Annotated in this window: 24 protein-coding genes, 1 other RNA gene and 1 pseudogene; 11 read left to right on the top strand and 15 right to left on the bottom strand. The window is 67.8% G+C overall.

The annotated features are described in order from the left end of the window. Window position 1: 1 nt before the first annotated feature. The 6 genes from ftsL to ACZ5BM_RS03565 form a co-directional block, all read right to left on the bottom strand. On the bottom strand, window positions 2-898 hold the full coding sequence (gene ftsL, locus ACZ5BM_RS03590; protein ID WP_498909994.1) for a Cell division protein FtsL: 897 nt from the start codon (window positions 896-898) through the stop codon (window positions 2-4). Further along, window positions 895-1,908 (bottom strand): 16S rRNA (cytosine(1402)-N(4))-methyltransferase, encoded by a 1,014-nt coding sequence (gene rsmH, locus ACZ5BM_RS03585; RefSeq protein WP_498909993.1) that lies wholly within the window; start codon window positions 1,906-1,908, stop codon window positions 895-897. The genes ftsL and rsmH overlap by 4 nt, the downstream gene beginning before the upstream one ends. Continuing rightward, a complete protein-coding gene (gene mraZ / locus ACZ5BM_RS03580) occupies window positions 1,905-2,384 on the bottom strand; it encodes a division/cell wall cluster transcriptional repressor MraZ (RefSeq protein WP_498909992.1) in 480 nt (159 codons plus the stop codon). Before mraZ ends, rsmH begins: the two co-directional genes overlap by 4 nt. Before the next feature lie 354 nt (window positions 2,385-2,738). Beyond that, window positions 2,739-3,164, bottom strand: an RNA gene (rnpB, locus tag ACZ5BM_RS03575) — RNase P RNA component class A. Between the two features lie 54 nt (window positions 3,165-3,218). Continuing rightward, window positions 3,219-3,863, bottom strand: a complete 645-nt coding sequence (petA, locus tag ACZ5BM_RS03570; protein ID WP_498909991.1) for a ubiquinol-cytochrome c reductase iron-sulfur subunit — start codon at window positions 3,861-3,863, stop codon at window positions 3,219-3,221. Between the two features lie 16 nt (window positions 3,864-3,879). Next, window positions 3,880-4,344, bottom strand: coding sequence for a hypothetical protein (locus tag ACZ5BM_RS03565; protein ID WP_498909990.1), 465 nt, complete (start codon window positions 4,342-4,344; stop codon window positions 3,880-3,882). A 179-nt stretch (window positions 4,345-4,523) separates the two neighbouring features. Here ACZ5BM_RS03565 and ACZ5BM_RS03560 point away from each other — a divergent pair, with 179 nt between their 5' ends. Both ACZ5BM_RS03560 and ACZ5BM_RS03555 read left to right on the top strand, forming a co-directional pair. Then, window positions 4,524-5,033 (top strand): thioredoxin domain-containing protein, encoded by a 510-nt coding sequence (locus ACZ5BM_RS03560; RefSeq protein ID WP_498909989.1) that lies wholly within the window; start codon window positions 4,524-4,526, stop codon window positions 5,031-5,033. A 73-nt stretch (window positions 5,034-5,106) separates the two neighbouring features. Further along, window positions 5,107-5,487: a hypothetical protein gene (locus tag ACZ5BM_RS03555; protein ID WP_498909988.1), complete on the top strand. Its 381-nt coding sequence runs from the start codon at window positions 5,107-5,109 to the stop codon at window positions 5,485-5,487. Window positions 5,488-6,735: 1,248 nt separating this feature from the next. Here ACZ5BM_RS03555 and ACZ5BM_RS03550 read toward each other — a convergent pair. From ACZ5BM_RS03550 to ACZ5BM_RS03530, 5 genes and pseudogenes are all read right to left on the bottom strand, one after another. After that, window positions 6,736-7,668: pseudogene (locus tag ACZ5BM_RS03550) on the bottom strand (ferritin-like domain-containing protein); the annotation flags it as partial. Between the two features lie 473 nt (window positions 7,669-8,141). Further along, on the bottom strand, window positions 8,142-8,312 hold the full coding sequence (locus ACZ5BM_RS03545; RefSeq protein ID WP_498909987.1) for a metallothionein: 171 nt from the start codon (window positions 8,310-8,312) through the stop codon (window positions 8,142-8,144). Then, window positions 8,309-8,629, bottom strand: a complete 321-nt coding sequence (locus ACZ5BM_RS03540; RefSeq protein ID WP_498909986.1) for an ArsR/SmtB family transcription factor — start codon at window positions 8,627-8,629, stop codon at window positions 8,309-8,311. The genes ACZ5BM_RS03545 and ACZ5BM_RS03540 overlap by 4 nt, the downstream gene beginning before the upstream one ends. A gap of 93 nt (window positions 8,630-8,722) precedes the next feature. Further along, the gene (locus ACZ5BM_RS03535; protein WP_498909985.1) at window positions 8,723-10,408 is read right to left on the bottom strand and encodes a M3 family oligoendopeptidase; all 1,686 of its coding nucleotides are present in this window, start codon (window positions 10,406-10,408) and stop codon (window positions 8,723-8,725) included. Window positions 10,409-10,461: 53 nt separating this feature from the next. After that, window positions 10,462-11,439 (bottom strand): alpha/beta hydrolase family protein, encoded by a 978-nt coding sequence (locus ACZ5BM_RS03530; RefSeq protein ID WP_498909984.1) that lies wholly within the window; start codon window positions 11,437-11,439, stop codon window positions 10,462-10,464. Between the two features lie 16 nt (window positions 11,440-11,455). Between ACZ5BM_RS03530 and ACZ5BM_RS03525 the strand changes: the two genes are divergently transcribed. Continuing rightward, complete coding sequence (locus tag ACZ5BM_RS03525) at window positions 11,456-12,322, top strand: LytTR family DNA-binding domain-containing protein (RefSeq protein ID WP_498909983.1); 867 nt, start codon at window positions 11,456-11,458, stop codon at window positions 12,320-12,322. Between the two features lie 166 nt (window positions 12,323-12,488). Here ACZ5BM_RS03525 and ACZ5BM_RS03520 read toward each other — a convergent pair whose 3' ends face one another. Further along, complete coding sequence (locus ACZ5BM_RS03520) at window positions 12,489-13,418, bottom strand: class I SAM-dependent methyltransferase (RefSeq protein ID WP_498909982.1); 930 nt, start codon at window positions 13,416-13,418, stop codon at window positions 12,489-12,491. After that, a complete protein-coding gene (locus tag ACZ5BM_RS03515; protein WP_498909981.1) occupies window positions 13,415-13,828 on the bottom strand; it encodes a DUF423 domain-containing protein in 414 nt (137 codons plus the stop codon). The genes ACZ5BM_RS03520 and ACZ5BM_RS03515 overlap by 4 nt, the downstream gene beginning before the upstream one ends. A gap of 93 nt (window positions 13,829-13,921) precedes the next feature. Between ACZ5BM_RS03515 and pip the strand changes: the two genes are divergently transcribed. From pip to ACZ5BM_RS03495, 4 genes are all read left to right on the top strand, one after another. Beyond that, window positions 13,922-14,902, top strand: a complete 981-nt coding sequence (gene pip, locus ACZ5BM_RS03510; protein ID WP_498911467.1) for an alpha/beta hydrolase family protein — start codon at window positions 13,922-13,924, stop codon at window positions 14,900-14,902. Between the two features lie 125 nt (window positions 14,903-15,027). Further along, window positions 15,028-15,615, top strand: coding sequence for a DUF4142 domain-containing protein (locus ACZ5BM_RS03505; protein ID WP_498909980.1), 588 nt, complete (start codon window positions 15,028-15,030; stop codon window positions 15,613-15,615). Between the two features lie 94 nt (window positions 15,616-15,709). Then, the gene (gene hmuQ / locus ACZ5BM_RS03500) at window positions 15,710-16,030 is read left to right on the top strand and encodes an antibiotic biosynthesis monooxygenase family protein (RefSeq protein ID WP_498909979.1); all 321 of its coding nucleotides are present in this window, start codon (window positions 15,710-15,712) and stop codon (window positions 16,028-16,030) included. Between the two features lie 3 nt (window positions 16,031-16,033). Next, window positions 16,034-16,591, top strand: a complete 558-nt coding sequence (locus ACZ5BM_RS03495) for an ATP:cob(I)alamin adenosyltransferase (RefSeq protein WP_498909978.1) — start codon at window positions 16,034-16,036, stop codon at window positions 16,589-16,591. A 10-nt stretch (window positions 16,592-16,601) separates the two neighbouring features. Here the strand turns inward: ACZ5BM_RS03495 and cobA are convergent, their stop codons facing one another. Then, complete coding sequence (cobA, locus tag ACZ5BM_RS03490; RefSeq protein ID WP_498909977.1) at window positions 16,602-17,462, bottom strand: uroporphyrinogen-III C-methyltransferase; 861 nt, start codon at window positions 17,460-17,462, stop codon at window positions 16,602-16,604. A 162-nt stretch (window positions 17,463-17,624) separates the two neighbouring features. Between cobA and ACZ5BM_RS03485 the strand changes: the two genes are divergently transcribed. From ACZ5BM_RS03485 to ACZ5BM_RS03470, 4 genes are all read left to right on the top strand, one after another. Next, window positions 17,625-18,464: a ferredoxin--NADP reductase gene (locus ACZ5BM_RS03485; protein WP_498909976.1), complete on the top strand. Its 840-nt coding sequence runs from the start codon at window positions 17,625-17,627 to the stop codon at window positions 18,462-18,464. Window positions 18,465-18,473: 9 nt separating this feature from the next. Continuing rightward, entirely contained in the window at window positions 18,474-19,859 is a 1,386-nt protein-coding gene (gene gorA / locus ACZ5BM_RS03480; protein WP_498909975.1) for an NAD(P)/FAD-dependent oxidoreductase, read from the top strand. 124 nt (window positions 19,860-19,983) lie between these two features. Continuing rightward, window positions 19,984-21,438, top strand: coding sequence for a SulP family inorganic anion transporter (locus tag ACZ5BM_RS03475; protein ID WP_498909974.1), 1,455 nt, complete (start codon window positions 19,984-19,986; stop codon window positions 21,436-21,438). Window positions 21,439-21,528: 90 nt separating this feature from the next. Then, on the top strand, window positions 21,529-21,951 hold the full coding sequence (locus ACZ5BM_RS03470) for a GFA family protein (RefSeq protein WP_498909973.1): 423 nt from the start codon (window positions 21,529-21,531) through the stop codon (window positions 21,949-21,951). Window positions 21,952-21,970: 19 nt separating this feature from the next. Here the strand turns inward: ACZ5BM_RS03470 and ACZ5BM_RS03465 are convergent, their stop codons facing one another. After that, window positions 21,971-22,303: a DMT family transporter gene (locus ACZ5BM_RS03465; protein WP_498909972.1), complete on the bottom strand. Its 333-nt coding sequence runs from the start codon at window positions 22,301-22,303 to the stop codon at window positions 21,971-21,973. Window positions 22,304-22,355: the final 52 nt, after the last annotated feature.

Genomic DNA, 22,355 nt, shown 5'->3' with positions numbered 1-22,355 from the left:
ATCAGTTGCCGTCCGAGACCGGCACCGGCGCCGGCAGGGACGAGCGCGACGAACCGAGCGAGGAGCCGAGAGCCGAGCCGATCGACGGCGTTGCCGGGGCGGAATAGGTCGCCGGGCGCGCCGACGGCCAGCTCTGGTGCGACGGATGCCATGCCGCGGCGGCGATCACCGGCGGGTGGCCATAGCTCGGCGCGGCGTTCACTGCCGGGCGGGTCGCGGTGCCCGACGCCAGACGAACCGGCGCTGCGATATGCGGGGCGCGGACCGGGGCATGCGCGACGGCGCGGTGCTGCGCCGGATCGGCCGTTGTCGTGTCGGTCGCCTCGTCGGCCTCGGCGATCTGCACGTCGCGACGCTGCGCCTTCGGCTTGATCTGTGCCGCGCGGGTAACGGCCGCGTGCGGCGCCGGGAGCGGCTGGGCCGACGCGACCTGCATCGCCTCCGGGGCAGCGGCGGGAACGGCGGGGCGCTTCGGTTCGACGCGGGCGATCGCGGCGCCCTCGGCGTCCGGTAGGGGTTCCGCGGCCGGGGCGGCTGGCGCCGGCTTCGCGCCCACCAGGGAGGGGGCGGTTTCCGGCGTGGCGATCGGGTGCGGCGGGGTTTCCGGGCCCACGGGGGGCAGCCGGGAGTCGAGCGACGCCATCTGCACGAACTGGGTCGGCGCCATCGCGCCGAGCTGCGGCAGGAAGCGGGTCGAGAGCTGCTGCAGACGATCCGGCTGGTTCAGCAGCGCCCATTCCGCGCGCAGCATCGCGGTGCGCTCGCGGATCTGCTGCGTGTCGGCGACGATGTGCGAGATCTTCTGGTCCAGCAGCGTGGTGCGGTGCTTTTCCGAATACAGGTAGAGCCCGGACGCCCCGGCGAGCAGCGCGCACACGCAGGTGAAGGATCGGATCATCGTGCCTCTCCGGGCGACAAGGGGGGCATATCGGTGGCGGGCAAACGTTCCAGCGTGCGCAGCTTGGCGCTGCGCGCGCGGGGGTTGTGACGGGTTTCGGTGTCGGCCGGGCGCAGGGCCTTGCCGGAGACCAGACGGAACGGGGCGGGGGCGTCGGGGCGCATCTGCGCGCGCGGATCGTGCCGCGACGGCGCCGGACCGCGCCCGGCGGCGGCGGCCATGAAGCGCTTCACGATGCGGTCTTCCAGCGAATGAAACGACACCACCACCAGACGGCCGCCGGGACGCAGCAGCGATGCCGCCTGTTCCAGGCCGCGCTCGATCTGACCCAGCTCGTCGTTGACGCGGATGCGCAGAGCCTGGAACGAGCGCGTGGCCGGGTCGATGCCGGAACGGTCCGCCGGCACCACGCGACGGATCACCGAGGCGAGCTGCAGCGTCGTCTCGAACGGCGCTTCCACACGGGCGGCGACGATGGCGCGGGCGATGCGTCGCGACAGGCGCTCCTCGCCGTACTGGTAGATCACGTCGGCCAGCTCGGTCTCGGGCAGGGTGTTCACCAGATCGGCGGCCGTCGGGCCGCTGCGGCTCATGCGCATGTCGAGCGGGCCGTCGGCGCGGAACGAGAAGCCGCGCTCGGCCTGATCGATCTGAAACGAGGACACGCCGAGATCGAGCACCACGCCGTCGAGCGCGGACACGCCTTCCGCAGCGAGCAGCGCCCGCATGTCGCCGAAGCCGCCCTCCACCATCCGCAAACGGTCGGCGCCGGTCTCGGCGCGCAGATCGGCGGCGAGCGTCCGGCCGCGGGCGATCGCGTCCGGATCCCGGTCGATGGCGTAGAGGGTGCAGTCGGCGGCGGCGAGAATGGCGCGGGCATAGCCTCCGCCGCCGAACGTGCCGTCGAGATAGGTGCCGCCATCGGCCGGGCGCAGATGCTCGACGATCTCGCGCAGCATCACCGGGGCGTGGCCGCTCTCGATCCGCGACAGGGCGGACATGGCGTTCATGCCTCACCCGCCGCGCCGGGCCTGGCCGGCAGGGTCAGGCCGCGGGCCCGCGTACGCGCGTCCGAACGACGACGTTCGGCGGCCGCCGGCTCCCAGATCTGAAAATAGCGGCCTAAGCCCATGAAAATTACCGAATCGGTCAGCGAGGCGTGAGACGACAGAAGCTCGGGTAGCGTGATTCGGCCTTCCTTGTCAGGGTCGATCGGATAGGCGTCCGCATAAAGCGAAAGCGCCATGTCTTCCTGGTCGTCACTGAACAGATCGAGCGTGTCGATATTGGGGCCGAGCGCCAGAAAAGCGGCGGAGGGCCAGGCTTCGATGCACGGATGCTTGGCCGACGGGCGCAGAACCAGCAGGGCGTCGTCGGCGGACGCGTGTTCCTGCCGGGCGCGCAGGACGCTGCGGAACGGAGCAGGGATCGAAACGCGGCCCTTGGCGTCGATGCGGTTCTGGTGGGTGCCGAGGAAGACGCTCAATCCTTCCTCCCCACCTGCATGCGCGACACCGCGCGACGCCGCATTCCAATGACGCCGGGTATCGAACCGTCACCGTCGTGCTGCGGCGGGCAGGCGATGCCGAGCAGGCGCGATGCCCGGTGAACCTTGGGCAATCATGGGATACCATGGGATTTCATGGGCGGTCAAACAAAAGCGAGCGAAAAACCAAACGGAATCATTGTGTTTGGCGAGTCTTTTGGAGTGGCGACATCACGGAAACTGTGACGGAAACGCAACGTGTTCCTGTTCCGTTCGCGACTGTTGTATCACAGCACGAGACGCGGCGACGAAATGTGCGCGCCGTGCCGCCACGGGGTTCTGATCGGGTGGGAAAATGCCAGACGGCCTGTAAGCCGGGTTCTGTACGACGGGCTTTCGCCCATGCGACGGTCATTCCTCTGGGACGCGCATCGCTGCGCGCCTCGCGCGACCAACCCGGACGACGGGGTGGGAGAACCCCCGGAGCGCGAACGCTCCTGCCGCCCCTATTCGGTCTTGCTCCCGGTGGGGTTTGCCCTGCCGCCGCCGTTGCCGGAAGCGCGGTGCGCTCTTGCCGCACCGTTTCGCCCTTACCCGCAAAATGCCGAACCTCGTCGCCTTGGTCCTGCACGCCGTACGGGCGGTTTGTTTTCTGTGGCACTGTCCCTGGGGTCGCCCCCGCCGGCCGTTAGCCGGCACCGTTCTCCCATGGAGCCCGGACTTTCCTCCATCCTCCATCCGCCGAAGCGGATGAAGAACAGCGACCGTCCGGCCGTCTGGCGGGGCGGACCCTGATCGCGCCGGCCGGCCGCGTCAAGGGGCCCGGATAGGGGCTCAGAGCTGCTGCACGTCGTCCAGGCTGTAGCCCGGCTCGCTGCCGTTCTCGCCGATACGCAGCTTGGTGGCGCCCAGCATGGAATAGGGCGGCACGGGCAGATTGTAGAGCGCGGGCGAACCCGAGAGCACGCGCCCGGCCAGATCGAAGCGCGAGCCGTGGCAGGGGCAGGCATAGCCGCCGGGGAAACCTGCGCCCGCATCCGGCACCGGCCGGAATTTCGGCACGCAGCCGAGATGGGTGCAGATTCCGAGCAGCACGCCGTATTCCGGCGCGATCGAGCGGTGCCAGTTGGCGGCATAGCGCGGCTGCTGCAGCGCGTGCGAGTCGGGGTCGCGCAGGCGCCGATCCAGAGCCGGGTCCTGCAGGCGCTGCAAGGCCTCGGCGTCGCGTCGCACGACGAAGACGGGCTTGCCGCCCCAGACCACCACGACCTGCTGGCCCGGCTGGAGGGGCGAAAGATCCACGTCCACGGGGGCGGCGACGGCGCCGGGATCGGTGCGGCTCAAACTGTCCAGGAACGGCCAAACGAAGCCCGCGCCGGCCACGCCGGTCGCGGCCAGGGTCACCAGCGTCAGGAAATCGCGGCGCTTCGGCTCCGTGACCGCTTCGTCCGCATGTGCGGTTCCGCTCGCTTCAACCATCGCCGCGCCGTGTCCTTCAGGGCAGATCGTGGAACTGGCCGGGCGTGCCGGCGTCGGTGCGCACCGTATGCGCGCCGCGATTCACTTCCAGGGTGAACAATTGCGGCAGGGTCTTCTTGTCGCCGGGGCAGGAGCCGGAATGCTTCTCCAGCACCCGCATCCGCACCGCGTCCGGCGGATCGTTGCCGTTGACGATGAACAGCAGGCACTCGGCGGAATCCTTGGTCAGTCCGCGATCGATCACCAGCTGCCGCAGATGCTGGATCAGTGGGTAGTCGTTGTTCCAGTCTACCTGAGAGGGCAGCACGGTGCGTCCGGTGAGCTTGTCCAGAAAGCCGAGCTTCTCCAGACCCACTAGACACAAACCGGCCAGCAACGCCACCAGGACGCGCGTCGCCAGGCGGCGGCCGGACGAACGGGTCGGCGGTTGCGGCCTGATGGGGGTGCCGGCGGTGCGGGGGCGGGAGCGGGAGATCGGCATGACGAACCCGTTCTAGCAGCCGATGCCGCCGATCGCACAACGGCTTGCCCCGGACGGCGGTCGTTCCGATCTATGACAGCGCTTCGCCAGCGCCCTTCCGGCCGGAAGGGATCGGCGCTTATCTGTTGCGACCGGATCCGGCGAAACCGGCGCCGCCCGTTTGAAGGAGATCACCGACGATGCGCCTTGCTTCCGTTCTGGTTCTGGCATCCGTTCTGGCCGGCACCGCCGCGCACGCCGAGGCCGTGCCGGTTCCCGCCAACCTGCCCACCACGCAGCCGGTGCCGAACGCGCATCCCTATCCGGAGGTGGATGCCGATCCGCATCCGGCGCTGGACGCCGCTTTCGCCGAAGCCAAGCGCAGCAACCGCAACGTGCTGATCGATCTGGGGGCGAACTGGTGCCCCGATTGCCGCATCCTCAGCGGCGTCATGAACATGGCCGAGGTGAAGCCCTGGGTAGAAAGCCGCTTCGTCGAGGTGCCGGTCAACGTCGACCATTTCAACCGCAACTTGGACGTGCCGCAGAAATACGGCGTCCACGTCACCCAGATCCCGACGGTCCTGGTGGTCACGCCGGATGGCAAGCTGTTGAATCCCGACGGTGCCAAGACCCTCGGCAATGCCCGCACCATGACGCCGCAGGCCGATGTGGACCTTCTGGCGAGCTGGGACGCCCGTCACGGCTGAATTCTGCCGTTCGGGTTCGTTTTCGCGGCCGGTCCGTGGCAGGATCGGCCGCCACAGAAGGGTTGTTCCGCCGATGCGTTCCAGGTTTTCGCTCGCCGCTCTCGTTCTCCTGGCCCTGCCGCTCGGCTATGCCGCGTCGGCGCAGGAGGAGAGTGGCGCCAAGCGGAAGCTCGACGCGGCGCTGGGGGTTCTGCGCATCCATCAGGACGCGGCGGGCAAGAGCTGTCTCGAGGCGATGACGCGTGTGCACCAGACCGAGGATCAGGTGGCCGGCGTGACCCGCCAGTCCGCGAGTGGCGACCACGCCGATACCAACGCGGACATCGCCCGCGACGTGCTGGACTCCGATTACGAGAATGCGGAGAGCGCTTGCGCCCCGGATGCGCAGAAGGCCTGTCAGGCCGGCGCGCAGGAGCTGGCCTGTGCCAAGTTCAATGCGACCTCGGGCAATTAGGCTGCTGACCGCGGCGTGAGGCCGGGGCGCCAAGGGGCCCTACGCAGGCACCTGTTCTCTTTGCCGTCAGCGGTCTTGAACGGGCGATCCGGTGGCGAATAACGGCTGAGCCATAATGCTGCGCAGTCCAGTTCATCTCCCCATGCGCCGGCACCGGATGGCTCGAGATCGGTACCGATAGCCTCTCTGTCGCCGGGCGTGAAAGGGGCCGAACCCGGCCCCTCTTTTTTAAGCCTGCGCCAGGGCTTCCGGCTTGTGCTGCTCGCGCAGATGCGGCCGTGCGCGATCCCAGACCTGGAGCCCCCTGACGGCGAGGCCGGCCATCGCCGGCAACAGCCGAGGTTGCATCAGCGCGGGGTCGAACTCGCTCATCCGGCGCGCATTCTCGCGATAGCAATCCTCGACGAAATTGCGGAACGAGAACCCGTCCAGGAACAGATTGGCCTGGGTCACGGCAAAATCCTTGCCGTCATTCGCTTCCTGCCCGCGACTCACCATCCCCAGCAGTCGCTTGCCGGCGCGTCCGTAGAAGCGGGTGGACTTGATCGCGCGTCGCGCAGCACCCAGGCCGCGCTTCTTCTCGCGCCAGGCCATGTAGTTGATGAAGAACACGATGTGCCGCGTTTCCTCGAACATCAGCACGTCAAAGATGTCGAACATGCCTTTCGGGAGAAATTCGCTTTCGCGCGCCGTCTTGAAGGCGCCGAAGCCGAGAAACGCGTCCAGGCACTCGCCGAAGCCGAAATCGATGAACGCCGTTTCCAGATCCACCGGAAACTGCTCCATCGGCTGTTCCTCGGCATCGAGCCCGTAACGCTTGATCATGACGCGCAGAAGGTCGGCGTGGCGCTTTTCCTCGCGTCCCTGCAGGGCGACCGCTTCCCGCACCACGGGATCGGTGATCTGGGGCGTGAACGCATCGACGATCGCGGCGGCGCGGCGCTCGGTGTGGAACACCTCCTGCCAGAACGGCACGCCCCGCAATCTTGCCAACTCTTCCTCGGTCAGCTCCGGCCAGGGCAGCGTTTCGGGATCGTAGTCCTGATAGGTGGCGATGAACTGGGCGCAGAAATGCTCCTTGTGCTGCTCGGAGCCGGCGACGATGCGATCCTGCACCGGCGCCGGATTCCGGGCGCGCCGGGCCGCCTTGCGCTCCGCCATGCGCGCCTTGTGCCGTGCACGCCGGGCTTCCGCCCGCTCGGGCGACCCCTTGAGCTCCTTCGCGACGCGGATCGCGCCGAGCGCCGCGCGAGTCAGGCCGGGCATGGTGGTCGGGCGCAGCAGACGCTCGTCATAGCCCGCGAACCGGCGATCGTTCTCGCTCAGGCAGAGCTCCATCAGCTCGGGCAGGCTGAGATCCACGTCCGACACCGCCTTGGTGCCGTTCACGGTGAAGTTGTTGTCCTGCACGACCTCCTCGCCATTGGCGTCCATGGAACGGGCGAGCCCCATGCGCTCCCAGCCCAGGAACGCCCAGACGGCAGCCACGCGAAGCTCGAACCAGGGGCGGCGCCAGGCCGGCATGGTGCGGCGATGCCAGGCAAGCCAGTTCGCGAACAGCAGGATGTGACGACATTCTTCCTGCATCACCGGCTCGAAGGTGTCGATCAGGGCTGCGGGGAAGAAGCCGGAGCGATCGGCCATGGCGAACAGGCCGAAGGCGAAGAAGCTGTCGACGCATTCGGAAAACCCGGTGACCAGATAGGCCCATTCCGGATCGCGCGGTTCGAGATATTCCGGCTCCGGCGCCAGTTCGATGCCGTAGAACGCGACCATGCGCGACAGAACCTCCTTGTGGCGGTTCTCTTCCCAGCCGTTGCGCGCGATCGCTTCGCGGATCACAGGGTCGGCGATCGTCGCGGCATAGGCGGCCATGCGCAGCCGCGCCTTGCCCTCGGTCTGCACCGCGATGTCCCAGATCGGCAGGGAGGTGATGCGCTTCAGCGTCTCCTGGTCCAGAACCGGCCAGTCGATCACCGCAGGCTTGTACGGATTGAAGGTTTCGCTGAACATGCGGGCCATGGCGTTGCGATGCCCGACGCTGCCGGGCTCGATCGGGCCGGGCACGTTGCTGTGCCAATGGCGGGCGATGTGGTCGGCGTGCTGGATCGTCGCCGCGTCGACGCCGGCCGGAGGAATGGCCTGGGGTTCGGACGGATCGGACGGAAAGATGTCGGGCATGGTCGTGCTCCTGCGGCCGGATCGTCGGAGCCGATGCGGCCGGAAGGGTTTGGGCTGAGGGTCGGAACGTGGCAGGTGGCGAGCGGCGGTCCGCGCGAAGGCAGCAGCGGTCCGGTCCGTCCCTCCGGACGAGAACGGAAGAGGTCTTCTTTTCCTGGAGATGACGAAGCGAAAAGATTTTCGTTTGTTCGGGTCAGCCGTGCGCGGCTGGCACCGAGCCTCACGACCGGACGCTCTGCGGAGAAGGAACGTCTTTCCCGCCCGCGCATCCGCAAACGTGACAGGGACGAACAGTCGGCGAACAGCCCGGACGGTCCCTTGGCTGCCGGATATGGCATTGATGTGAACAAGCTGCCGACACTGGCAGAGCGGTCGAGCAAGGGAAACCCCTCTGCGCCGCACGACGGACAGCACAGGGCAGGCGCGGCAGAAACAGGGCGGCGCCGGGACGGAACCCGGCGCCATTTCAGCTTTCAGCCGTGACAGGTGCAGCCGGCATGGTGGCAGCCGACCTCGTCCTGGTGGTGGGTGGCGCAGGCATCGCTGCAATAGGCGCGGCCTTCGCGCTCGACGGCCTTGCCGACATTCACGATGCACACGCAATCGGTGCAGGCGCACTTCACCTGGTCGACGGTCACACTCACGGCTCTTCTCCTTCGGGCGAGTCCGCATGATGCGGCTCGATCATGTGGTCGATCATGTTGGACAGCATGGTGCGGACATGCCCGTCGGCGATCTCGTAGAAGACCTGCTTGCCGGACCGCATCGCCCGCAGAAGCCGCGCGCCGCGCAGCAGGCGAAGATGATGCGACACCAGCGACTGGCCGAGTCCCGCCGCCTCGGCGAGATCGCCGACGCCGCGCGGACCGTCCAGACAGGCGATCACGAGAAACAGGCGGTTCGGCTCGCCGAGCAGGCCGAAGATCTCCGCCAGACGACGGCTCTGATCCGTATCGAGCATGGCTCCAACATATCGATATATGTTCATATATTCGCGACGCTCTGGCGCGGGCAAGCGTTTTCCACTGGCCCGCGTCGTTTTCCAGCCGGGTGATCAGGCCAACAGCGCCTCGGCGCGACGCACGACGGCTTCCAGCGCGCCCGGCTCGAACGGCGACACCAGACCGGCGGAGCGCACGAGTTCGGTGAACGGTGCCGAACCGCCGAGCGCGGCCAGATCGACGTAGCGGCGCACCGCATCCGCCCGGTCGGTCTCGCCGGCGATCCAGAACTGCATCGCGCAGCACTGCGCCAGGGCGTAGTCGATATAATAGAAGGGCAGGCGGTAGATATGCAGCTGCGACTGCCAGCGGCCGCCGCCGGCCGGATGCGCCAGATCGCCGTAATCGCGCCAGGGCAGGTAGATCGCCTCCAGACGTTTCCAGGTGGCGTTGCGCTCGGCCGGGCTCATTTCCGGATGAGCGTAGACCTCGTGCTGGAAATGATCGACGCAGACGCCGTAAGGAAAGAACGCGAGCGAGCCGATCATGTGCATGCGCCGGAAGCGGTCGGCCGCATCCGCGCCCACCATCAGATCCATCTGCGGATAGGACAGGAACTCGAGCGCCATGGAGTTGATCTCGGCCGCTTCCATGGTCGGCCACAGCACGTCCACGCCCGGCAGGTCGCGGCTCATCCAGTTCTGGAACGCGTGCCCCATCTCATGGGTGAACACGTTGATGTCGCCATGCGTGCCGTTGAAGTTCGCGAAGATGAACGGCATGCCCGCGGTGGGGAAGGAGGTGCAGAACCCGCCGCCCGCCTTGCCCTCGCGATTGCGCAGATCCATGAATCCGCCCTCGCGCATGGCGCGGTAGAAGCTGCCCATCTGCGGGTCCATGCGGTCGAACATGGTCTGCGCCTGTTCCACCAGAACGTCGTGGTCGCCGATCGGCTTCGGATTGCCGGCCGGGTCGATCAGGTTCTCGTCCCAGGAATGGAGCCTGTCCCAGCCCTGCGTGGCGCGTCGCTTTTCCAGCAGACGCCCCACCAGCGGCACCACATGGCGCACCACCTCCTCGCGGAAGCGGGCCACGTCCTCCGGGCCGTAATCGACGCGGCGCATCTTCTTGTAGGCGAGCGGGGTGTAGCTCTTGTAGCCGAGCTTCAGCGCCATGCCGTGACGCAGCTTCACCAGCCGGTCGTAGAGCGAGTCCAGCTCCTCCGCATGGAACGCGAAGAAGCCCCATTGCGCCTGCGCCGCCTCGTGACGCAGATCGCGATCCAGCGATTCCCCGAACGGCGCCAGACCCGACAGATTGGTGGTGGTGCCTGCCACCGTCACGCGCGCCGAAGCGAGCAACTCGGTGTAGCGCGCGCAGAGCCTCGCTTCCTCTTCCAGATCGGCCTCGATCGCCGGGTCGAAGGTGGCGATGTCGCCCTCCCAGAGACGCAGCACATGCGCGCCGACGATGGCCTCCACCGCCGCGCGGTCCGGCCACGCCAGCAGGCGACGGCGCATCGCCGTTTCGAACCGCGACACCAGAGGCGAGAGCGCGTCGGCGTAATCTCGGTCCGCCTTCGCTTTCTCGCTGGTTGTGTCACGCGAGAAGGCGAGATGCACCAGCGCCGACCAGCTCTCGTAGCGCCGCCGCTCCTCGTCCCAGTCGCGCAGCGCCTGCGCGAGATCGTTCTGGTCCAGGAGGGCGTCGAGCGCGTGATAGCGGGCCTCGATTCCCTCCCGTGTCGGGGTCTCGGCATGGATTTCGGAGAAGCGCGGCATATGGGTCATGAGACGCATGTGACCATGCCGGGCGCCGGATTGAACAGGGGCAGGGGCGTGTCGTGCCGCGATCAGCCCGTCCGCTTCTCGGGCATCGCCTGTTCGAAGAACCGCACGACCGCCGCATCGAACGCCCGGTGGAAGGCGGCCCGGTCGAAACCGGGCGCCGGGCGGCAGATGACCGGCATGATCGACGGATCGGCGCAGGTATCGAGAAAGTCGAAATGATCGGCGTCGGGAACGCTGTGGAATTCCGGCGGCAGGGGAAGGGCGTCGCGTACCGCGTTCGCGTAGAACCGCGGCGGCAGGAGATGGTCGTTCGCGGCGCTCCAGAGCTGCACGGGGATACGAACCGGAGAAAGCCCGCCGCGATCGAACGCGAAGCCGAGCGCGGGTGCGGCAACGACGATGGCGCGCAGGCGAGCGTCTGCCCGCACGGTCCAGGGAACGGTCTGGACCGGATGGGCGCGCAGCAGGCGGCAGTCGAAGAAATCCGGATGCGTCCGGCAATGCGCCGTCATCGCGCCGAGATCCGGACGACCGCCGGCCAGAGCCAGCACCGTGAAGCCGCCTGCGGAAAAGCCGAACGCGCCGATCCGTGCCGGATCGATGATCGCCCTGTGCGGCCAGGTCTCGATCATGAAGTCGATCAGCCTGCCGAGCGCCACCGGCCGGTCGGCCACGGCGGTGGCATGCGACTGGTCGCGCCAGTTGTCGCCGGGATGCGTCAGGGCCGCGACCACGAAGCCGTTCGCGGCGAGGGCTTCCGCCGTGTCGGCATGTCCTGCGAACGAGCCGCCCTGTCCGTGCGACATCACGATCAGCGGCATCGCCGTCCCGACAGGCTTTCCGTTCAGGACGGCACTCTGTGTGTAGAGACCGAGGCGCTGCGTCGTTTCCAGCCCACGCGAGGGATACCAGATGCCGATCTCGGTGCCGTCCGGCATGGAGGTATGTTCGAACCCGACGATGCCGGGCGCGGCCCGTGCGCCGAGCGGTGGCAGAAGCCATAGAAGGGCGGACAAGCTCAGCAGAAGCAGGCGATGCATGAAGGAGATCCCGTTGGTGCCACCCGTCCGTGAGGCCGCCGCCGCTCGCGTTCCAGCGCCTTTTCGTGAATGGGCGAACGGGCGCGCCGGCGGGCGAACGGCCAGGCTCGGGCCGCGACCGACCGGTGTCCCCTGGCGGACGGCGTCGGCGATCACCCTGGCCGGTATCGTCCTGGGTGTGCTCGGCCCTTTCGGCAGTTTCCTGAACGGCGGGTGGCCGATCCGCTGCGCCTACTGGGTGCTGACCATGTGGGCCGGGGCGCTGCTGCTTGGAGGTGCGCTTCGGGTCGCGCTCCGTCGCGCGCCTGCGCGTGGAGGATGGCGCCTCGCGTTCGTCGCCCTTGCGATCCTGGCGGCGAGTCTGCCGGAAGCGGTACTGTCGCACAGCCTTGCCATGGCGCTCTGGCCGGGCTTGTCCCATGCCGGAATCGGCTGGGATGGGTGGTATCTCGAGACCGTTGTGATCAGCACGATCGCGACCGTTGCGGCACTCGTCCGCCCCGACCGGCATGAACCAGTGGCGGCGGTCCCTCCGCCGGTCGAACCGCGTGTGGAGGATCGGGTGCCTGCGACGCTGCCACCCGGCACCGTCGCGTTGCAGATGGAAGACCACTACGTGCGCGCCCACACCGGAACGGGCTCCGTGTTGCTGCACATGACCATGACCGATGCGATCGCCGCCCAGGCGCATGTCGATGGATTGCGGACGCATCGCTCCTGGTGGGTCGCGCGTGACGTCGTGCAGGCGATCGAAGGAACGCCGCGTGCGATGCGGCTGCGGCTTCGCGGCGGATTGACCGCCCCCGTTTCTCGCGGCGCGGTCGCGTCTCTTCGCGAAGCGGGCTGGCTCGATCAGGGTGCGGAAGCGCGGCGACCGGATTAGATGTTCTTTCTTGAAAGAAAGAACCAAAAGAATTCCTGCTTGTTTGCCTTCGAGCAGTCGCGTTCTACGCAATCCAAACGGATGAAAGTCTTTTTGCTTCTTTTTCTTCAGAAAAAGAAGACTCTTCCTGCCTTTACCCGTCCGGCAGCATACCGTTCCATAGAACTCAGCCCTCGGCGTTCCAGAAGAAGGTCAGCTCGTGCTTGTTGTGCGACAGGTGCAGCAGCCGGCCGCCGGGGATCGCCGCGAAGGCGTCGGCGGCGTCGTGGTCGGTCGGGTCCTGGAACTTCACGGTCCAGACGATGCGTCGCGCCCGGCCGGAGTCGATCCAGCGCCGCACCAGCCCGAGCAGACGCGCCGGATAGGCGATGATGTCGCTGAACACCCAATCGAGCGGCGGTCCGTCCGGCGGTGCCAGCATCTCCGGTGCCAGGCCGAAGGCGCTTTCCTGCCGGAAGGCGACGCCCGGCATCGCCAGGACGCGCGGATCGAGCGGCGCGCGGTCCACCGCCATCACCGAGGCGCCGAGCTGCGCGATCGCCCAGCTCCAGCCGCCCGGCGTGGCACCCAGGTCGGCGCAGCGATCGCCGGGCTGCGGCCAGACGCCGACGCGCGCGCAGGCTTCCCAGAGCTTGAGATAGGCGCGCGACGGCGGCCCTTCGCGATCCTCCACGAAACGGGCCTGCCCGTCCGGAAACGGGCTGGTCTTGCGCGTGCTGAGCAGCAGCGTGTCGGGCGCCAGCAGCGTCCAGGCGCCGAGCGGTGCGGTCGGGGCTGCCTGCGGAAAGCGGAGGGCGGCGCCTTTCACCGGCGGAAGCCGCTCCACGATCAGCTTCGACCGGCCGGTCCAGTCCACCGCGTAGTTCGACCAGTTGCGCTGCCGGTCGCGCAGAGCCCGGGCCGCATCGGCGATCGAGCCGATCGGAACGGTTTCCGGCGCGAGCCAGCTATCCAGCGACCAGAGCGCATCGGCGGGCGGTGCGGACGACAGAGCCAGCCGACCGTGCCAGCGCTCCACGGGCGCGCCGCGACGGACCAACTCCTCGGCGAGGACCGCCTCGTTGCCCTCGCTGGCGAGATAGGCGCTTCGGATCATCGGCGCACGCAGCCCAGAAACAGGAGAAACCATCCCAGCATCAGCACCGATCCGCCGAAAGGCGCCAGATGCGCGAGCGTCGCCGAGCCCCAGAAGCCGAGCGCGGACAAACCCGCACAGAAGCAGCAAAGGCCGAGCACGAAGCACCACCCGGCCGAACGCAGCAGCACGAGGCCGCGCCCCGCGCGCCGTTCGATCAGCAGACCCGTCGCCAGCAGCGCTGCCATGTGCCATCCCTGCATCTCGACCTGGGTGCGCAGGAACGCCCGGCCGCCCGGCGCGAACGCCATGTCCGGCAGATGCGCGGCCAGTGCCCCCAGCAGCACGGTGAGCAGCCCGAACAGCGCGCCGGCACACAGGAACAACCGCGATTCGCGCGAAGCCGGCGGCGAGGGGGCGGGGGTGTGCATCGGTCTCGATGTAGCCCGAACCGTCCCTGACGCGAAGCCGGGCGCGCATCCGCGCGGGCTGGCGGCACGACCCGCCGCTTGTATAGTGCCGCCATGCCACGCGGCGACCTGTTTCCCGAGATCGAGCCTTACGCCGCCGGCTTTCTGCCTCTCGAGGACGGCAAGCCGACCGCCCCGTCGGAACCGCGATTCGAGCCGCACCTGATGTACTGGGAGCAGGTCGGCAATCCGCGCGGCCAGCCGATCCTGTTTCTCCATGGCGGTCCCGGCGCCGGAGCCGGGACCGTGCATCGCCGTTTCTTCGATCCGGCGCATTGGCGGGTGGTGATCTACGATCAGCGCGGCTCGGGCCGCTCGCGGCCGCAGGCCAGCCTGCGTGACAACGACACCCACCGCCTGATCGACGACATCGAGGCCCTGCGCCGTTTCCACGGCATCGAAAGCTGGACCCTGTTCGGCGGTTCCTGGGGCTCCACGCTTGCTCTCTGCTACGCGCAGGCCCATCCCGATCGCGTCGCCGGGCTCGTTCTGCGCGGTGTGTTTCTGGGGCGGGACCAGGAGCTGGACTGGTTTCTCTACGGGTTGCGGACCGTGTTCCCCGACGCGCACGCCGCCTTCGCCAACCACGTGCCGTCGGAAGAGCGTGGCGATCTGCTTTCGGCCTACGAAAAGCGCCTGCTCGACCCCGATCCCGCGATCCATCTGCCGGCGTCGCGGGCCTGGTCGTTCTACGAGGGCACCTGCTCGACCCTGCTGCCGGTGGAAGCGCAGGTGTCGAGCTTCGCGCGCGATCGTGCCGCGCTGGGGCTGGCACGGATCGAAATGCATTATTTCCGCAACCGGCTGTTTCTGCCGCCCGAAGGTCTGCTCGGCCGGATGCACGCGATCACGCATCTGCCGGCCGAGATCGTCCAGGGCCGCTACGACATGGTGTGTCCGACGGTCAGCGCATTCGATCTGGCGGCGCAATGGCCCGGCGCTCGTCTCACGGTCGTGCCGGATGCCGGACATTCCGCGCTCGAACCCGGCACCAGACGCGCCTTGATCGACGCGGTAGACCGCATGCGCGCCTGACAGGGTTGCAATAATATCCGAACGGCTGCCGAACGATTGTCATGATCCGGCGTTACACGGCCCGAACCCGGGGAGTTCTCGGGACGGAACAACTTCCGCCCTGTCCCCGTCGCCAAGGATTCTCCATGAACCGTTATGCTCGCTGGGCTTTCGCCCTCGCCGTCCTGCCCGTCGCCGCGTGTGCCGACAACACCCCGGCCACCCCGCCGGCTCCGCCCGCGCCGCCGCCGCTGGCCGCCGCCGATGCGAGCTTCATCACCTCCGCCGCGCAGGGCGGCATGACCGAGATCCAGGAAGCGCAGTTCGCCCTCAGCATGGCGCGTAACCCGAAGATCAAGGCCTACGCGAACAAGATGGTGGCCGACCACACCACCGCCGACGATCAGCTGAAGCAGATCGCGACCGCGAAGAACGTGACCCTCCCGGCCGACATCAGCGACGTGCAGATGAAGCAAGAGAACGATCTGAAGGCGCTGAAGGGCCGGATGTTCGATCGCCAGTATGTCGCCGCCCAGATCGCCGACCACCAGGAGATGGTGACCCTGTTCCAGAACGAGGCCACCAACGGCACCGATCCGGACCTGAAGAAGTTCGCCGCCGACACGCTGCCGACCGTGCAGCAGCATCTGGCCGACGCGCAGGCGCTCGTGGCTCATGCGCAGCACCGCATGCACCATGCCGCGCGTCATCACGCCGAGCCGAGCAGCAACTAAGCGGCTTCACCTGTCCTCGTGACGGGTGGATGATCGGCGCCGTCCCCGTTCGCGCGGGGGCGGCGTTTCCGTTTCCGGGCCCTGGAGCATCTGCATGTATATCGCCATGAACCGGTTCCGTGTCCTGCCGGATGCGACGGAGGAATTCGAACGCATGTGGCTCGATCGCGAAGTGTTCCTGCGCGGCGTGCCCGGCTTCGAAGTGTTTCACCTTCTGCGCGGCCCGGTGGCGGAGGACCACGTGCTGTATTCCTCGCACACGGTCTGGAGCAGCAGGGCCGATTTCGAGGGCTGGACCCGCTCCGAGCAGTTTCGTGCCGCCCATAGTCGCGCCGGCAACCCGGAGCGTCGCTCGCTCTATCTCGGCGGTCCGCAGTTCGAGGGCTTCGAGGTCCTGCAGACGATCGAGAACTGAGCCGTGCCGATCCGCATCGATCAGGTGGTCACGCGCGGCGGCGATTCCGGCCAGACCAGCCTCGGCGACGGCACCCGGACCGCCAAGGACGCCGCGCGCGTGGAAGCCTATGGCACGGTGGACGAGGCCAATTCCGCGCTGGGCGTGCTGCGCGCCCATCTCGGGGACCGCCCCGAGTTGGAAGCCGCTTTGCGGCGCATCCAGAACGGGCTGTTCGACCTCGGCGGCGATCTCTGCATTCCCGGCACCGATGGCCGGTTTCGCCTGGGCGGCGACCTGCTCGCCTTTCTCGACGCCGAGATCGCCCGCATGGCGCAGACGCAGGCTCCGTTGGACAGCTTCGTACTTCCGGGCGGCAGCCTTGCCGCGGCGCACGCGCATCTCGTCCGTGCGATCGTTCGCCGGGCCGAGCGGCGGGTGGTGACGCTTGCGGCGACCGAAACGATCAATCCGCTGGTGGTGCAGACCCTGAACCGGTTGTCGGATTACGGCTTCGTTCTGGCCCGCCATCTGAACGAGGACGGGCGGACCGACCTGCTCTGGGAACGCGCGGCGCGATAGGCGGCGGGGTTCAGAGCCCGGCCATCGCCTCCGCCTGCGCCGCCAGTCCCAACAGCGCATCCCGCGCAGACACGATCCGGCCGATCACGATCAGTGCCGGCGTCGGCAGGCGCACCTGTTCCAACAGGCCCGGCAGCGTGTCGAGCGTTCCCACCACAAGACGCTGATCCGGCGTCGCCGCGCGAGAGATCGCCGCCGCCGGCATGGCACGATCCATCCCGGCGCCCATCAACCGCTGCGCGATCGCGCCCAGATTCCGCACGGCCATGTAGAGCACCACGGGCTGGTCCAGCCGGGCGATCGCCTCCCAGTCGAGCCCGGAAACGGGATCGGCTTCGCCCTCCGCGCTATGCCCGGTCGCGAGCAGGATCGCCTGGTTCACGCCGCGCATGGTGGCCGGAATTCCGGCAGCGGCCAGACCTGCGAGGCCAGCGGTGAGCCCGGGCACGATCCGGAACGGCACGTTCTCCCGCGCCAGGATCAGCGCCTCCTCCGCCCCGCGCCCGAACACGTAGGGATCGCCGCCCTTCAACCGCAGCACCCGCTTTCCGTCCCGGGCCAGCGCGACGAGGCGCGCGGAGATGTCGCTCTGGTGCATCGACGGCCGCCCGCCGCGCTTGCCGGCGAATTCCCGCACCGCTTCCGGCCGCGCCAAGTCCAGCACGCCCGGATCGACCAGGGCGTCGAACACGATCACATCGGCCTGGATCAGTCCGCACAAGGCGTGCAGCGTCAAATGGCCGCGATCGCCGGGTCCGGCACCGGCCAGCCAGACATGGCCCGGCTCCAGAACCGGACAGCTCGCCCCCAGCAGCCGGCTGACGGCGAGGCGGGGATCGAGCGGGGCAGGGGGTTGCGGCGACTCGCTCATCGGGCCGACCGTGCCGCAGGGCTGGACGCTGTCATGAAACCTTTATGCTGGCGGGAGCGCGCAGGCTCACCTATGTGATGCGGCGTTGCAGCATGGCGGCGGAACGACCGGCCATACGCCGGAGCCGGGCCCGAACCGGCACCGGCGGCGAAGAAGTGGAGCATGAACGGAATGTCCGACACGGTACTCGATCACGCAACGTCCGTGCTGGCGCCGCCCACCAAAACCTACGGTCATCTGAACGCCGAGACGGTGCTCACCGTCACGCGCTGGACCGACCGCCTGTTCTCCTTCACCACCACGCGCGACGCGTCGCTCCGCTTCGAGAACGGCCAGTTCGCGATGATCGGCCTGGAGCTGGACGGCAAGCCGCTGCTGCGCGCCTACTCGATCGCCTCGGCCAATTACGAGGAACAGCTCGAGTTCCTCAGCATCATGGTGCCGGACGGCCCGCTCACCTCGCAGCTCTGCAAGATCGTGCCCGGCGACATTGTGCTGGTGGGCCGCAAGCCGGTCGGCACGCTGCTGGTCGACAATCTGCGCACCGGCCGCAACCTGTATCTGCTGGCCACCGGCACCGGCCTCGCGCCGTTCATGGCGCTGATCAAGGATCCGGCGGTGTATGAGCGCTTCGACCGCGTGATCCTGGCGCACGGCGTCCGCACCTCCGGCGAGCTGGCCTATGCCAACCACATCCGCCACGAACTGCCGCAGCACGAGTTCCTCGGCGAGGACGTCGCGGCCAAGCTGCTCTACTACCCGACCGTGACCCGCGAGGAATTCCAGACCACCGGACGCCTCACCGACCTGATCAAGAGCGGCAAGATGTTCACGGATCTGAACATCGATCCGATCGACCCCGAGCACGACCGCGTCATGATCTGCGGCAGCGAGGCCATGCTGGCCGATCTGAAGCACATGCTGGAAGAGCGCGGCTTCGACGAAGGCAATAATTCCCGCCCCGGCGCCTATGTGGTCGAGAAGGCGTTCGCCGAGAAATAGGCTTTTCCGATGCAGTATGATTTCGATCTGTTCGTCATCGGCGGCGGCTCCGGCGGCGTGCGCTGCGCCCGCATCGCCGGCGGCCACGGCGCCCGCGTCGGCATTGCCGAGGGCCGCTACTGGGGCGGCACCTGCGTCAATGTCGGCTGCGTGCCGAAGAAGCTGCTCGTCCAGGTCGGCGAATACGGCGATCAGATCGAGGATGCGCGGGCGTTCGGCTGGCATGCGGAGCGTGGCGAGCACGATTGGCGCAAGCTGATCGAGGCCAAGGACCGCGAGATCAGCCGGTTGAACGGCGCCTACGAGCGCACGCTCGGCAATGCCGGGGTCACCATGTTCGAGGCCTTCGCCCGGTTCGAGGATGCGCATACGCTGGTGCTCGAACCCGGCCCGCTCGATCCCGATTTCGAGCCCAGGCGCGTCACTGCCGAACGAATTGTCATCGCCACGGGCGGAAAGGCGATGAAGCAGCCGCATATCGAAGGCGACGATCTCGGCATCACCTCCGATCAGGCCTTCTTCCTTCCCGAACGTCCGAAGCGCGTCACCATCGTCGGCGGCGGCTATATCGGCGTCGAGTTCGCCGGCATCTTCGCCGGGCTCGGCTCCGAGGTGGACCTGATCTACCGTCAGGCCCTGCCTCTGCGCGGCTTCGACGAGGATCTGCGCGAAGCGCTCGCGGAGGCGATCGACGCGCGCGGCATCCGCATCCATTGCGGCAAGACCCTGCACAAGATCGAGGAAGCCGGCGACGCCAAGCGTGTCACGCTGAACGACGAGACCGGCTGGGAGACCGATCTGGTGTTCTTCGCCGTCGGTCGCGCGCCCAACACCGACGGGCTCGGTCTGGACAAGGCCGGGGTTGAGACCGACGAGCAGGGCCGGATCAAGGTCGGGCCGGACAGCCAGACCAGCATCCGCGGGCTTTATGCCGTCGGCGACGTGTCCAACAAGCTCAACCTCACCCCGGTGGCGATCGCCGAAGGCCATATCCTGGCCGAGCGCTTGTTCGGCGACGGCAAGCGCGACTGGAGCTTCGACACCACGCCGAAGGCGGTGTTTTTCTCCCCGCCTTTGGCCAGCGTGGGCCTCACCGAAGGCGAGGCGGTCGCCAAAGGCCCTGCCGACATCTACATCTCCCGCTTCACTCCCATGCGGCACACCCTGTCGGGCCGCGCTCGAAAGACGGTGATGAAGCTGGTGGTGGATCGGGACAGCCAGCGCGTGGTCGGCGCGCACATGCTGGGCGACGACACGCCGGAGATGATGCAGGGCATCGCCGTGGCCGTCACGGCGGGCCTGACCAAGCGCGATTTCGACCGCACCATCGGCCTGCATCCGACCTCGGCCGAGGAGTTCGTCACCATGCGCACCGTGACCCGCACCGTGCCATAGCGTCTGCGCCGGGGGCGAACGTGCCCCCGTTGCGCCGGGAGACGATGTGCTCCCGTTCGCGGCGTCGGTTCCTCCGATGCCGCGCGGTGGCGCTCGTGCGCCGCCTTCGCCGATGAGGCACTCCATGCTCCGTTCGCTTCGCACCGAGATTCTCGCCGGCATGGTCGGCACCTTTGCGCTCATCCCGGAGGTGATCGCGTTTTCCTTCGTCGCAGGTGTCGATCCGGAGGTGGGGCTGTTCGCCTCCTTCGTGATCGGCGTGGTGATCGCCGTCACCGGCGGCCGCCCGGCGATGATCTCCGGTGCGGCGGGTTCTGTCGCCCTGGTCGCTGCCGCCCTGATGCGCGCGCACGGGCTCGATTACCTGCTCGCCGCCACGCTGCTCGCCGGGCTGTTCCAGGTCGTGTTCGGGCTGCTCAAGCTGCAGGTGCTGATGCGCTACGTGTCGCGCTCGGTCCGCACCGGCTTCGTCAACGCGCTGGCGATCCTGATCTTCTCCGCCCAGCTGCCGCAGATCGTCGGCCCGCATTGGGGCTTCGGCCCCGGTTTCGGCTGGCAGAACCTCGCCATGATCGCCGGCGGCCTCGTGCTGATCTACGGCATGCCCCGGATCACCACGGCGATCCCGTCGCCGCTGATCTGCATCGCCGTGCTGACGATCGTGTCGCTGCTGGTGCCGATGGATCTGCGCACGGTCGCCGATCTCGGCCGCCTGCCATCCTCTCTGCCCGGTCTGCACTGGCCGCATCTGCCGCTCGATGGACAGACGCTCGCCATCGTCGCCCCCTATGCGCTGGCGATGGCCGTTGTCGGACTGCTGGAATCGATGATGACCGCCAGCGTGGTAGACGAACTGACCGAAACCCGCTCCGACAAGCGCCGCGAATGCACCGGCCTCGGCCTCGCCAATATCGCCGCCGGCCTGTTCGGCGGCATCGCCGGCTGCGGCATGATCGGCCAGACCGTCGGCAATGTGCGCTATGGCGGCCGCGGCCGCGTATCCACCTTCGTCGCCGGCGCGTTCCTGCTGCTGCTCACGGTGATCCTGCGGCCCTGGCTGGCGCAGGTCCCGGTCGCCGCCCTGGTCGCGATCATGATCATGGTCAGCGCCTCCACCTTCTCCTGGAGTTCGCTGCGCGACCTGGTGCAGCACCCGCGCACGTCGAGCATGGTGATGCTCGTCACCGTCGCCGTGGTCGTCGCCACCTCCGATCTCGCCATCGGCGTGGTGGTCGGCGTGCTGCTCAGCGGTGTGTTCTTCGCCTTCAAGGTGACGCGCATGATGGAGGTGGACAGCCGCTTCGACGAAGCCGCCGATACGCGCTTCTATGTCGTGCGCGGGCAGGTCTTCTTCGCCTCGGCCGACCAGTTCGCCGAGCAGTTCCGCACGGACGAGACGGCGAAACACGTTCGGATCGATCTTTCCGACGCCCATCTTTGGGACATCACCGCCGTCGGCGCGCTGGAAGGCGTGGTCGCGGGCCTCCGCAAGCGCGGCGTCGATGTCGTGATTTACGGCCTCAACCCCACCAGTACCACGCTGGTGGAGCGCCACGCTGAGGCGTCGCTGCTAGCGTAAGGTTGGAACTCCGCTTGCGTTACCAGCATGCCGATCTCGGCGCTTGGCGCGTTCTCCATGTTTGCCACCGTTTGAACGGAGGATAATAGGATGAAAGACAAGGTCGTTTTGCACGGCGCCTGCCATTGCGGCGCAGTACGGTTCGAAGCCACGCTGCTAGACGGTTTCGCGGGCCTACGTCGCTGCACCTGCTCTTATTGCCGGATGAGGGGCGCGGTCGTCGTCCCGACTCCACCCGGCGGCGTCCGGATCACGCAAGGCCTCGAATACCTGAGCGCCTATCGCTTCAACAGCATGGTGGCGGAGCATTTCTTCTGCGCGCGCTGCGGCATTCATACCCATCTGCGCCGGCGATCCGACCCGGGAGCGTTCGCGGTGAACGTCGCCTGCCTGGAGGGATGCAGCCCGTTCGACTTCGCCGACATTCCGGTGATGGATGGGATCAACCACCCGAACGACGTCGGGGGCGCCCCTCGTCTCGCAGGGACGCTGCGATACGACTCCGCGGATTGAGACGCGATGACGGTCCGCCCTAGTGGGGTGCACCGCCACGGGACAGAAGCTGGATCACCAGGACCCCCGCCAGGATCAGCCCGATCCCGGCCAGGGCCGGCATGTCCAGCGTCTGGCCGAACAAGATCCGTCCGAACACGCTCACCAGAACGATGCCGACGCCGGACCAGATCGCATAGGCGATCCCGACCGGGACCGAACGCAAGGTGAGCGACAGGAGAAAGAACGCAATCGCATAGCCCGCGACCGACAGCGCCGACGGCCCCAGGCGGGAGAACCCGTTCGATGCCTTGAGCGACAGGGTGGCGATGGTTTCGGCGAGGATCGCGCCGAGCAGCAGCAGAAACGGCATCGGTGCAGCATAGAGCCTCGCGGCGCATGATGACACCGCGCTGCGATGGGGC

The organism is Lichenicola sp. GTC18331, assembly GCF_055386855.1.
The sequence above is the reverse complement of the archived record's forward strand: the minus strand, read 5'-3'. Positions and strand labels throughout refer to the sequence as shown.